Consider the following 13,519-nt stretch of genomic DNA (forward strand, 5'->3'; position numbering starts at 1 on the left):
TCGATTACCCTTGCGTGATCAGTTGCTTCATCTCAGAAGCAGCTGCTACCATATCCTCTTGTCCTGTAATACCTCCGCCTACGATAACTAAATCCGGCTGCACCGCAATAACTTCTGGTAAAGTGCTCAGTTTAATACCGCCAGCAACTGCTATTTTTGCATTTTTGACTACCGCTTTGATCGTGCGAAGATCTTCGAAGGAGTTTTGTCCTTCTGCTTGAAGATCATAGCCCGTGTGAACGCAAATGTAATCCACGCCTAAGGCATCAACCTCTGCTGCGCGCACAGCAAGATTTTTCACGGCAATCATATCAACCAATATCTGCTTACTATGTTTTTTGGCTTCTTCAACCGCACCCTTAATACTTGCATCCTCCGCTACACCAAGGATAGTGACGATGTCTGCACCGGCTTCAACTGCTTTCATAACTTCGTATCCACCTGCATCCATAATTTTCAAGTCTGCGAGTATAGTCAGATTAGGAAAAGCTTCCTTTAACGCTTTTACCGCGTGTAGACCTTCGTTAATAACGATCGGTGTACCAATTTCAACAATATCAACAAAAGATTCAACTTGCTTCACAACTTCAATTGCTCCTGGAATATCGACAAGGTCTAACGCTAATTGTAATTTCATATATAATAATCTCCTCTAAAATGTACTAGACTTACTATACCCTAATCTAGACACACCTTATCCAAATGTAAAGTACGCACCTTTATGTAACGTAGTTACCAATTCGATACTATGAAGAGCTATTTCATGCATCTTTTGCGTAATGGGCATCTCTCGCTTCAATTCTCCGAAACGATGTGTACCCTCTGTCAAATGACATAGTATAACCGGTTTCCACTTTCCTCCGATGACTTTCAAGGTCAGTTCAACTGTTTCTTTAAAATGCTGGTCTCCCAATTTCAGTCCCCCTTCAATGTAATATGGTTACTTTCCTATACGAAGGTGAGACAATCATTACGTGACTCGGATTAGTGATTGAAAAGATTTAACTGCATCCTCTTTCAATTTAGCTGCTAATTCATGTAATTCAATTTGTACCTCATGAATATACAGATTCGTAAAGGTCCATAACACATCATATGCTTTTCTACGGGCAACCGCCTTCTCATTCATGTCAAGTTCGATCCCGTATCCTTTTATAAACCTAGGTTCATTGTTATATAATACAAAATCAAACTCACGATCAGCAAACATCGCCCGATCTGCATCGATTATAGCTGCAATACGTAGAACATCGTCATGCCCTCTTTGAACGAGTACATTAGGATCCCATAGATCATTATGGACTAATGAAGGTACAGTTACTTCATCAAATAACGCGCTGTGCGTTACAAAATAGTATTGGAATTCATCGATCATAGTCGTTTCAAGCAAACAATGCTCTCTACACAAGCCAGCAACTTCCGAAGAGAACAGGATCAATACATCACTCCAAGTTGTCGACCCTTTCACTGTTCCATCTGGCTGTGGAAATCCAAAATAATCAGCTGTTATATCATGCATTTGGCGAGTTAATCCCCCAAGTTCTTCTTGTAATGTATCATACTCCTCTTCTGTAATCGAAAGATCGTTTAATTGAATACTTTCTATAAATGTAATTAACATATACTGTCGATCGATAATCGATCCAGAACCATCATAACGAATAACATGTGTACAGGGAATTCCCTCTTTAGCCATCAACCCATAAGTATATGGTTCAACTGCCATCATATTTTTTTCAAAAGAACGGATTTGTTCATCTGACACATTCTTAAATAACTTAGACATTTCCATATCATTGCCACAACCCTTATATAAAATAAACCGAGCCATATCAGACGCGCACAGCTGCACGTCTTCATGACTCGGTTTTTATGAATTACCAAACATCTTTATTCATGTTTCAAATTTCTTCTCATACATGAAGAAGTTATCTTAACTTATACCAATGTAATCTTCACAGAAGTTGCACCCGCTGCTGGTGTAATTACGACACCGTCTGCACCGGATTCTGACTTACCACCATCGACAGAAGCTACTTCATTAATGCCTCTAAGTACAACAGACCAAGCTTTACCAACACCGCTTGTTGTAACTTCGATTACAGAGCCAGTACGTGTAGCTGTAACATCAAGTTCCTTCTCAGCTTGTAGGTTAACAACCTCAGCTTGCGCTGTTGCACCATCAGCCAATTGGAACACATGTAGACTAACACCATCAGCGAAATCATAATCCGTCTTGTTATCTTGTTGACCCACTGCAATGATACTGTTGGATTTAATCATCATTGGCAGCGTCATGAAGTCATGATTCTCGCTATACCAACGTCCACCTTCAAGTACATCACCTGTCAGATAGTTCGTCCAATTACCTTCTGGAAGGTAATACGTTACATCGCCTTCTTTATTGAAGATTGGAGCAACCAAGATGGAATCACCGAACATATATTGCGTATCCAACGTAGCACAAGTAGGATCTTCAGGATATTCAAGCACCATCGCTCTCATCATCGGTATACCCATCACAGTAGATTCTACTGCTGAGTTAAATAGATACGGCATGATTCTGCATTTCAGCTTCGTGAACTCACGAACGACATCAACCGCTTCGTCACCGAACAACCAAGGCACTCGGTATGAAGTACTTCCATGTAGACGGCTATGCGAAGACAACAGACCGAATTGTACCCAACGTTTGTATACGTCTGGTGCAGCTGTCATTTCGAAACCACTAATATCATGACTCCAGAATCCGAATCCAGATAGACCTAATGACAATCCACCACGAACGGTTTCTGCCATCGATTCATAACTAGCCGAACAATCTCCACCCCAGTGTACAGGGAACTGTTGTCCGCCAACCGTTGCAGAACGTGCGAATAGAGCAGCTTCACCTTTACCCAAGTTTTCTTCCAATACTTCAAATACAGCTTTGTTGTATAAGAAAGTATAGTAGTTATGCATTTTGACTGGATCAGATCCATCATAGTAGACTACATCTGTTGGAATTCTTTCACCGAAGTCTGTTTTGAAGCTATCTACGCCCTGACCAATTAGCGTCTTCAACTTATCTTTGTACCATTGAACCGCAGCTGGATTGGTGAAGTCAACAAGCGCCATACCTGCTTGCCATTTGTCCCATTGCCATACGCTTCCGTCAGCTGTCTTAACCAAATATCCTTGCTCCATACCTTCATCGAACAAGTGGGATTTCTCCGCAATATACGGGTTAATCCATGCACATATTTTAAGACCTTTAGCTTTCAGACGTCTTAGCATGCCTTCTGGATCTGGGAACATATCTTTATCCCATTCGAAGTCACACCATTGGTATTCTTTCATCCAGAAACAGTCGAAGTGGAATACGGAGAGCGGAATATCGCGATCTGCCATACCATCGATGAAATGATTTACAGTATCTTCATCATAATCTGTTGTGAATGACGTTGTAAGCCATAGACCAAATGTCCATGCTGGAGGAAGTGCAGGCTTACCTGTCAATTTCGTGTAGTTATTCAACACTTCTTTCGGAGTGCCACCGCCAATGATGAAGTATTCAAGTGATTCCCCTTCGACGCTGAACTGTACTCTTGATACGTTCTCGGAGGCAATCTCGTAAGATACTTTCTCTGGATGATTAACGAATACGCCATAGCCCTTGTTGGATAGATAGAAAGGAATATTCTTATAAGATTGCTCAGAGCTTGTCCCGCCATCTTCATTCCACATATCAACAATTTGGCCATTCTTCACGAACGGAGTGAAGCGTTCGCCAAGACCATAGATATATTCCCCAACGCCAAGATCAAGCTGCTCACGGTAATAAGTGCTCTTGTCAGCAGTAGTAGCTTGGATGTAGGCTGGTGCTCTCCAACCGCTACCAGTCACACGTTTACCAGCAAAGTTGAAATCGACATTCCAACCTTCTTTTCTGTTCACTTTGACGCTAAGGCTTCCGCTCGTAAGCTCAGCCACTTCTTCGCCAATGGCGATTTGTACATCTGTATTTTCAGTGAATAATTCGAACTCAGGACCCTTTTTCACTTTACCTTTATGATGGTTAAGCTGAACGCGGATAACATCAGGCATTGGAGAGCTATAAGTAGCTTTCAACAATGTACCATTAAGCGTATCACCTTTTGATTTAATCTCTTTTGTTGCTGCATAGACGGTCATCGAATCACCATTCTGTGTGATGTCACGAATATCCGCTGGATTCTGAATTTCATAACCTTCTCGGATTTGCCAATATCCATCCGTAAATTTCATGTTTTTTACCTCCTATTGGTTTATACTATAATTATATTGATTAAAAGGAGACTTTTCTTACGATATTTTGACCAAATGTATCAATATATTGATGTTTACTATCAACTCAACCCATAAATAACCTAAAGGTGGCATGTCATATAATGAATCGAGAATTATTAAAAGAAAATCGAGCGCATGGTAACCCCATGTATCCTGTTAGCATCTATCCTAATGTTGAGCAACTAAACGGTCAAAGCATCTTAGATTGCCATTGGCAAGACGAAATGGAATTCATCGTTGTCAGGCAAGGCAGCGCTATTTTCCAAATTAATACGTCCTATTATGAAGTCCACGCAGGCGAAGCTATCTTTGTAAATAGTGGTGAGCTCCATGCTGGGTATGTGGAGAATGAAGATGATATTCCTTGTATTTTCTCAGCAGTCGTGTTTAGTCCTGACCTGCTTCTTAGTCAAGCCTTCGATATTGTGCAAGAAAAGTTTATCACGCCAATACTCAAGAAACAAATACTCCCACCGCCGCATATCAAGAGAACGGAGCAATGGGAAATCGATGTTCTAGATTACCTGGATAACATCCTTACAGAGAATGAAGAAAATTCAGTAACATGTGAGTTAACGACCAAAGCTCATCTTTATCTTATTTTTGCTAAGATGTTCAATCATATGCATACGACGACAAGAAATGAAATCCGTTCTACCGGAAGTCATGAGAAGGTGGAGCGAATCAAAAATGTGTTGAATTATATTCATGAGCATTATCCAGAGCCGCTTAAGCTAAACGACCTTGCTTCAGAGATCAATATGAGCGAGGGCCATTTCTGCCGATTCTTCAAGCAAATGGTACAGAAAACGCCGATAGATTACATGAATAATTATCGCATCCAGAAAGCCTCTAAGCTACTTGAGAACACGGATAAAAAAATAGTCGATATTGCTATGGATGTTGGCTTCGACAATCTGAGCTACTTCATCACTGTGTTTAAGAAACAAAAGAATTGCACTCCGTCTAAGTACCGGAAGCAATTCTTTGAAGGGTTAAACTAAATGATATTTGTCTGAATCCACATCTGTAATGAAACGACTTGGTTCCCCTAAGCTGTATACATGGAGGAGATGCATCGCACGCGTACAAACAGTATAGAATAGCTTCCGTTCGCTCTCACGCACATACACATCGTTCGATGCGTTATAGATGATCACCGCATCGAACTCTACCCCTTTAGCCAAGTAGGAAGGAATGACCAGCGTTCCTAGCACATAGGAAGGCGTTGTTTTGGTTACTTTTTTCAACGTTAAATGATCCTTCAAAGCTTCATATACTAGCTCGCTCTCCTCAAGCGTCTTACAGATAATCGCTGTATGTTCAAATCCTTGGGCATTCAGCGATTCAATATCTGCAATGATCTTCCGATGCAGCTCGTCAAGATCACTTTCAACAACGACCATTGGCTTATCCCCTTGCCGGTTAAAAGCAATGATCTTCTCCCCACCAGGCATCATACTGCGGGTGAAATCCACAATCTCATAAGTTGAACGATAGCTTCTAATCAGATTGATCATTTCAGTATTCTCTGGCCCATACAGTTGTTGCAACGATTCCATACTACCAAGAACGGATGCATGGGCATAAATCCCCTGATTCAAATCACCAAGTGCCGTCATTGAAGCACGAGGAAATAATCTTTTTAAATAATGCAACTGGAAAGGTGAGTAGTCCTGCACCTCATCTATGAATACATAACGTATGAGATTATTCGTTTGGAAACCTTGAGCCAATTCCTGTAAATATAAATACGGTGTAGCATCTTCATAAGATAGCTTGCCACTCTTCAGCTCACTTAAAGTACTCTCACTAATTTCATTCCAATAATCAGGTAGTTCTTCCGTTCCATTAATGGATTTAAGAAGCTCTTCACTCCGAAATAATTCCCGATAGATTCCTTTCGCATCCACGAATCGCTTCCGTCGAATCCACTTGCGAACTGGCTTCAGCCACTCATTCACAATCATTCTGGCTAATAGATTCCGCTCTTGATCATAACCGTCGAAACTGTCCTTCTTCGCATGCTGTTTACGCCGGACTTGCGTGTAAGCTTTCTGATACTCATCAGGACTTAGCAGATCAATCTGATTATCTACCCAAGCAGCCTCTCTTTCCTTCCGAGCAAAGAGTGTAAGTTCCTTCAACATCCATTCCACCATGAGCTCAATACGATTTGCTAATTTCACTCCAAGGTCGAAGCCATAGAACTTTTCTCTCATCTTTTCTGATGATATGATCAATCTTCCTTGGAATCGAATTGGTCGGAACATCATACCCTGGGTTTCTAAATATTCTTTATACTTGATAATAACTTCCAAGAATGCAGGTGATGATTTGTAATTAATAGCTGCCCGCTTCACATCAAGAGAGTGCCCCTCTTCTGTCTTCAATAAAGATTCCATTTGTGAGAAGACATCTTCAAGTTCAAAGTCTTTAGCTAATCGGTAATCTAAATATGCCTGAAAGGTCGTCTGCTGCATATTCTCTTCCCCTAGCTCAGGGAGAACCGATGAAACATAACTATTGAACAAAGGGTTAGGCGAGAACAGAAGAACCTGATCAGCGCTCAAAGTTGCACGGTGTTTGTATAGTAAATAAGCGACACGCTGTAGAGCAGCTGATGTCTTACCACTACCTGCCGAACCTTGAACAACCAACATACGACTCTTTTCATTACGAATAACGGCATTCTGTTCCTTCTGTATGGTTGCAACGATACTTTTCATTTGATTATCAGCGCTGTGGCTAAGCACTTGTTGAAGCAACTCATCTCCAATCGTCACACCTGTATCGAATAGAACATCAATTTGGGCATTTCGTATAACGAATTGACGCTTAAGTTTCATTTCACCCCTAATCTCACCACTGGGAGTTTCATAGTTAGCCGGGCCGGGTGCACCATCATAATACAAGCTTGATACAGGCGCACGCCAATCATACACAAGGAATGTCTTATCATCGTCATCTAGGAAGGAAGCGATACCTAGGTAAATCGTTTCATTCAGATTTGAACCCTCTTCTTCAAAGTCTATCCGTCCGAAGTATGGGGACCTTACAAGCAATTTCATTTTCTTCAATGATTCAGAGGAATGAAGATGTCTTCGTTCCCGCTCTGATAACACTTGAGACTGTTGTCGTAGACTGGTAGATGTTTCACCTAAGTCATCTGAGCTACTAAAGTTGACTCGTACTTCATCCCAGAACTCCTTACGTAAATCTACAACATCACCGCGTACCGTTCCCACTTCTTGTTGAAGCTTATCTATTCTTCTAGTCACTTTCGTCGTTACTTCATCAACTCGTTGCTGTTCATCACGCCATTCTTGATCAATCGTACTCATGAATGTTTCATCCCCTTACTATCTTTCTATTCATTCTCACCAACAGAATCAAATAAAGGAATAATTTCAATCCCTTCGGCCGATATTCGCACTAATCCTTTATCCGACAGGCGAATTTCCGGAATGACTACAAGTGATAGTAGTGATAACGTCATGAACACATTATTAAGACTACAACCTGCTCGTAATAAAGCCTGACTTATCGCTTCAGATTGAAGCGCTACCGTCTCGAATGGTTCTGGGGACATTAACCCACCAACTGGTAATGGGAATATGGTTGTCTCACTTTCCGTCACCATGACCACACCTCCTTGCATATTAGCAACGAGGTTCCCTGCCTTCGCCATAAGAACGTCATCGTTCCCTATCACAGTCAAATTGTGACTATCATGTGATACCGTCATAGCGATGGCTGCTGGTACTTTCAGTCCAATACCCATCACAATTCCGATGGATTGTCCTCCATTTAAACCATGACGCTCAAATACCGCCATTTTACACAGATCAACCGAATCCTCTAGAACTACGTGATTGTTTTCTACTTTAACTTGTACTTTCCTTTCATGCGTATCAACATGATTCTCAATCACTTCGATTGCTGTAGCGGACACTATCCCCTTAGCTATTGGAGCTACGATGTTGAAATCCACTTCCGTCAACTGTCTACCAATATGAACCGTCTCAAATGCTTCCTCAGGGATGCGATATCCTTCCCACGTCATCTTCATTTCACCATTCTCAGCCACAACTTGACCTGCAGCAATCGTCATCACCACATCTACATCAACTAAATTGCCATCAAGTAATATGATATCTGCACATGATCCCGGCGTTATGGAGCCAATATCTCTTGATACCCCAAACCGTTCAGCCGTATTAATCGTTGCCATTTGGAAGGCAGTAACGGGCTTTACGCCTTGTGCAATTGCATGTTTAACTACAAAATTAATATGCCCTTCCCGAAGTAACGATTCAGAACTTCGATCGTCTGTGACCAGCATCATTCGTCTTGTATCGATTCCGTCCTCTGTATGGGCCTTAATCGTCTCAGCCACATCATGCCATGCAGATCCTTGCCGCATCTTGGCGTACATCCCAAGTCGGATGCGTTCGATAACGTCTTCCTTCGTCACGCATTCATGATCCCCACTTATACCACTCGCAGCATACACCGGCAAGCGCCAATCATCCGATTTCCAAGTAAAGTGACCATCAGCATATTTACCTGCACGTAACGTTTCCTGAATTTCACGAATCATCTTATCATCACCATACACAACACCTGGAAAGTTCATGACTTCCCCTAATCCAATCATATCTGGACCCCAGCTTAATGCTTCCGCAACTTCCTCAGGACCAATAAAGGCCCCTGTTGTTTCAAAACCTGGATGTGTCGAGGGAACACAAGATGGAGCCTGCATATATGCTGCCAGGGGTGTGGTTCTAGCTTCATCTAACATGAAACGCAGTCCCTTTAGACCCATGACATTTGATATTTCATGTGCATCGAAGAACCCGCCTGTTGTTCCAAGGGGTAGTACCGCTTTGGCGAATTCGGTTACTGTAAGTTGCGTGCTTTCAATATGACAGTGACCATCTAGAAGGCCGGGAGCAGCATATTTACCCTGCCCATCGACTACAACTGTATTCTCACCTATAGTATGACTAATATCTTTGCCTACGTAGGCAATTCTTGATCCCTTTACAGCAATCGACATTCCGGGTAGGATTTCACCTGAGATGACGTTCACTAATTTAATATTGATCACTGCAAGTGTTGCCTTTAGATCCCCACGCGCTGTCGCAACAAGTTCAGGCATACAATCTGCTAATGTTGATCTACTCCATTTATATATTTGTGTCATTATATATGCTCCTTATCCTCTTCATTCTTAAGATAATTATCCACTAATCGATTAAGCCGATTCAATTGGTGACCATAGTCGTACATCGATGCCGCTACAATCGTTAATCGAAATGAACGACCACCCTCTAGTTCCATGTAATGCTTAATGTTTCTTTTAATAAACTCATCGCTAGTTTCTTCCGTCAATAGCGCATCTGTTGTATTCGGCTTTAGCTTATGATCAAGTTTCAGCAAAATATGCTCGTGAAATTTCGTGAGCATTTCAATTTCATCAGTAAATTCCTGATCTGTATCCGCAAGACGTTCCGATTGGAAATAATGCTCTCCTATCGCATCTAGCACTTCCTGACCCTTTCGTAGCGTATTCAACATTTGCTTATACACAACTAAATGTCTACTTTCACTGAGTGAACCCCTCTTAAGCTTCTTATATTCTTCCTCAAATAATGAATACTTGTCAGAAAGAAAATTAATATCCTTCTCCAAGGTATTCTTCTCATCCCTAAATATATGTTCCTTCATTTCGTCCGTAATAGATGTCCGTAGCAATAGCGACATATGATCAAATATTCCCTGAATCTGTCCCGTTAGTTGCTGTCTTGGTTTCGGTGGCATAACCAGAATATTAATTAAAAATGCTGAGATGATCCCAATAATACTTAGTGAGAATCGATTCAATGCAAATTCCCATTGACCCGAAGCTTCCATGACAGATATGACAGTTACAAGAGTCAGACCAATCGTATCACCCATTTTGAATTTGAGACAGATCATAATAACAACGATACATACAATTCCAACAGCAATAGGTTCATTTGAGAAGTAATAACCAGCAAACATCGCAATGGCTGCCCCTAAAGTATTCGTCTGTATTTGATCAAGAAAATACCGCCACGAACGATATATCGAAGGCTGCATAGCAAATATAGCCGCAACAGCCGCTATCACAGGAGGTGAGAGTTGAAGCCATGAACTAAGATATAAAGCGAGGGTAACCGCGATCCCTGTTTTAAGCATACGTGCACCAAAAGTCACAGTCATCTGTCCCCCTTACAATTGCTTATTAATATATTACCCCTACCTTAGCACAATGGTCGTTCAAAATATCACCTATTGAACAGCCACTCTATGTTATTATGCATGAAATTCTGTAAATGGTTCATACTAATTCTGGAAAGAACAAGTAAAGCAGAGGTGAAATAGAGTATGAGTCATGAGAATTTACTAACTAAGTTAGCTATAACAACTATGATGACCGGCCTTCTATTCATTGGAGCACAGACAGACGAGTTCACCGTCTATGCCCATTCAGAAGATCCGACAACGCAGACACCCCATCAAAATAGGCAACATAGACAACACAAACATCCACATCATCACAGAGGCATCACAAGAGATGTCGCTCATTTGCTGAATATGGAAAGCCAGGAGTTATTGAAAGAATGGCAGAAAGGAAATACCCTGATTCAAATCGCTAAAGATCGTAAAGGATGGAATGAAGAATTGTTCACCAAGAAATTAAGTGAGATACAACTCAAAAAGATCGACTCTGCTATCAAATCCGGAAAAATAAGTAAAGAACAAGGTGAAATGATCAAGCGAAAATTACCCGAAAAACTAAAGATCGCTCTGAATCATAAATATGGAAATCACCATGAAATACAACACGGCACCTTCTCACATCTTTAACAAAGATCACATCTCAACTTTAAAATCCTAACTTTGCGGTTAGGATTTTGTTCACTCCATATCATTCAATTCATCATTTCTTCTTATCTGGTTCCAACACGGGAACTTCCAGTAGATCCAAAATAAACATGAATATTGGTACTCCAAGAATCAACCCCCATACTCCTAAGAAATGTTCGAATACGATAAGGACAGCAAACGTATAAAAGATTGGCAAATGGGTTTTGGAGGACATAAACTTCGGATTCATAAAATAAGCCTCAAAAGCATGTAACGCTGCTATCATTGCTAGCACATACACAACATTAATTATTCCACCCAATTTAAATGCAATAGCACACAATGGGACTAATGAGACAAATACACCAACAACAGGAACTAGACCTAAAAGAAAGATCATGATTGCAAGCGCGAATAAATTAGGAAATCCCATCATCCAAAGGAAAAACGTTGAAACAATACAATTAATGATAGAAATTAAAAACTGAACTTCAATTACTTTGCCGAATGAGAAAATAAACTTCTTACCATAGTAAGTTAATTCATCATAGAAATAAGCAAATTTACTTTCCTTAAAATTCGCGGTGAAGTGAGTAACCTTCTCCTTCTCAAGCATGAAGAACAAACTCATAATAAGCGCGATTCCAATATTGAAACTCCACTTACCTATATCAGATAACGTCTTCATAATGATACTTACGCCTTGATCCACGTAACTTACCACATCAATCTTACGAATAGATTCCATTAAATAGTTAATTATTTTGTTATCTGTAGGCTCAAAGGGTCTACTATAAAAAGAAATCACTTGCTGTAAGAGATCATTAAGCTGCGATATCAGCTTAGGGGCATATTTGTATGTACCAATCGTTAAAATACCCAGAGCAATAACATAGATAATTATAACCAACACGATTCCATTAATCTTGAATCGACTAGTAACCTTTCTGCTAAGAAATGAATGCAACCGATTAACCAAATAGGTAATAATAAACGTGATTAATAATAGATTCATCATACTTCTAAATAAATAAAGCGACAAGATAAGTGTTGCCAGAACGATTATTCTTTTGACAGCTGGTATTTGAAGAGTTTCTTTAAATGATGTCATCACGTAAGGCTAGGCTCCCTATGTTCAAGGTATTTTTGTTCGTACTGAACTCTATTGTATCATTAGATTCATACTGTTGAAAAGTGTACATCCAATGATTCATCATATTTCTCAAAAGCGGTCATATTTGCTGAGTTGTTCACGAAGTAATTAGCAAAAATTAAAATTCCCTTAAAAGAAAATAAAATAATTTCATTAACTCTTAAGGAATGAAACTCCAACTTCTGTTAAACTAAAGTCTAGTAAATGTGTATTTAATATTAAGGGGGATTACAAAGTAATGACTGACAAAGAATTAGGGAATCCAGAAAACGAATCTTTTGAAGGAAAGCCTGAGGAAACAAACTCAGAAAACAATGAGAGTATTGAGAATGTAGTGGTAGAAGATCATCTCGTTGAAGATGAACTGATCGTAAACGAACCCATCCTTTCCACTACAGAATCATTAAACTCAGAAGAGACGGCTGTCCTTCATCAAATTCAAGGCAATCAGAATCCATCTAATCAAGAATCCGCAGTTACGCCACCATCTAACAGTAGCCCTAAGATATGGATGGGTCTTACCCTTCTTCTTGCTATTGTTCTTGTGATTGTACTTGTTAAACCACCTTTTGGTGGCAATGGAGGAACTGAATCCGTAGCTACTGTGAATGGTGTTGATATTACTAAAGACACGCTGTATAACGAATTGATCACTCTTGGTGGTACTCAGACACTCGAGAACCTTATTACAGAAGAACTAATTGAACAAGAAGTGACCAAAGCGAAGATTACTGTTACGGAAGAAGACATAACCAAAGAAATGGATACTATTAAGAAGAACTTTGGATCGGATGAGGAGTTCACAGCAGCTCTTACTCAAATGGGCATGACTTTGGACAACCTGAAAGAAGAAATGAAGATTCAAGTAAAAATACGTAAATTAGTAGAACCTCAAGTAAAAGTAACGGATGAGGATATCAAGACATTCTTCGAAAGCAATGCAGAGTCTTTTGGCACAGCAACGCTTGAAGAGTCATCTGCTGATATTAAAGAAATGTTGACTAGTCAACAACTTTCAACTTTGTCTTCGGAATGGATCGCTGGACTTAAAACAAATGCAGACATCAAGAATACACTAGTTAAAGATGTGAAAACACCTGAGACTACTACTGAAGAGACATCTACTGAAACCGTAGAATAGCATTTAACTAATTTTTC

At 40.2% G+C, this 13,519-nt stretch carries 11 protein-coding genes; 3 read left to right on the forward strand and 8 right to left on the reverse strand.

The window, feature by feature from the left end; genetic code table 11:
• Positions 1-4: 4 nt before the first annotated feature.
• The 4 genes from hxlA to yicI all read right to left on the reverse strand — a co-directional run bounded on the left by hxlA (position 5) and on the right by yicI (position 4,266).
• The gene (gene hxlA, locus AC1TO8_RS02925; protein ID WP_482054104.1) at positions 5-637 is read right to left on the reverse strand and encodes a 3-hexulose-6-phosphate synthase; all 633 of its coding nucleotides are present in this window, start codon (positions 635-637) and stop codon (positions 5-7) included.
• 57 nt (positions 638-694) lie between these two features.
• Positions 695-913 (reverse strand): winged helix-turn-helix transcriptional regulator, encoded by a 219-nt coding sequence (locus AC1TO8_RS02930; protein ID WP_482054105.1) that lies wholly within the window; start codon positions 911-913, stop codon positions 695-697.
• A gap of 57 nt (positions 914-970) precedes the next feature.
• Positions 971-1,831 carry a phosphotransferase family protein gene (locus AC1TO8_RS02935; RefSeq protein WP_482054106.1) on the reverse strand — a complete coding sequence of 287 codons (861 nt, stop codon included), beginning with the start codon at positions 1,829-1,831 and terminating at the stop codon, positions 971-973.
• A gap of 107 nt (positions 1,832-1,938) precedes the next feature.
• Positions 1,939-4,266 carry an alpha-xylosidase gene (gene yicI, locus AC1TO8_RS02940; protein WP_482054107.1) on the reverse strand — a complete coding sequence of 776 codons (2,328 nt, stop codon included), beginning with the start codon at positions 4,264-4,266 and terminating at the stop codon, positions 1,939-1,941.
• A gap of 143 nt (positions 4,267-4,409) precedes the next feature.
• Between yicI and AC1TO8_RS02945 the strand changes: the two genes are divergently transcribed.
• Positions 4,410-5,312 (forward strand): AraC family transcriptional regulator, encoded by a 903-nt coding sequence (locus AC1TO8_RS02945; protein ID WP_482054108.1) that lies wholly within the window; start codon positions 4,410-4,412, stop codon positions 5,310-5,312.
• Here AC1TO8_RS02945 and helD read toward each other — a convergent pair.
• The 3 genes from helD to AC1TO8_RS02960 are packed head-to-tail and all read right to left on the reverse strand — an operon-like array spanning position 5,304 to position 10,554.
• Entirely contained in the window at positions 5,304-7,652 is a 2,349-nt protein-coding gene (helD, locus tag AC1TO8_RS02950; RefSeq protein ID WP_482054109.1) for an RNA polymerase recycling motor HelD, read from the reverse strand. The two genes, AC1TO8_RS02945 and helD, sit on opposite strands and share 9 nt — an antisense overlap.
• Positions 7,653-7,678: 26 nt before the next feature.
• Complete coding sequence (locus AC1TO8_RS02955; protein ID WP_482054110.1) at positions 7,679-9,517, reverse strand: adenine deaminase; 1,839 nt, start codon at positions 9,515-9,517, stop codon at positions 7,679-7,681.
• Positions 9,517-10,554, reverse strand: a complete 1,038-nt coding sequence (locus tag AC1TO8_RS02960) for an FUSC family protein (RefSeq protein WP_482054491.1) — start codon at positions 10,552-10,554, stop codon at positions 9,517-9,519. The genes AC1TO8_RS02955 and AC1TO8_RS02960 overlap by 1 nt, the downstream gene beginning before the upstream one ends.
• Positions 10,555-10,725: 171 nt before the next feature.
• Here AC1TO8_RS02960 and AC1TO8_RS02965 point away from each other — a divergent pair, with 171 nt between their 5' ends.
• Positions 10,726-11,208 carry a hypothetical protein gene (locus AC1TO8_RS02965; protein ID WP_482054111.1) on the forward strand — a complete coding sequence of 161 codons (483 nt, stop codon included), beginning with the start codon at positions 10,726-10,728 and terminating at the stop codon, positions 11,206-11,208.
• Between the two features lie 73 nt (positions 11,209-11,281).
• On the opposite strand, the gene AC1TO8_RS02970 is transcribed toward AC1TO8_RS02965, so the two are convergent.
• The gene (locus AC1TO8_RS02970; protein WP_482054492.1) at positions 11,282-12,319 is read right to left on the reverse strand and encodes an AI-2E family transporter; all 1,038 of its coding nucleotides are present in this window, start codon (positions 12,317-12,319) and stop codon (positions 11,282-11,284) included.
• Positions 12,320-12,599: 280 nt separating this feature from the next.
• Here AC1TO8_RS02970 and AC1TO8_RS02975 point away from each other — a divergent pair, with 280 nt between their 5' ends.
• Entirely contained in the window at positions 12,600-13,502 is a 903-nt protein-coding gene (locus AC1TO8_RS02975) for a SurA N-terminal domain-containing protein (RefSeq protein ID WP_482054112.1), read from the forward strand.
• The last annotated feature ends 17 nt before the right edge of the window (positions 13,503-13,519 follow it).

It is taken from the genome of Paenibacillus sp. Y859 (assembly GCF_056786405.1).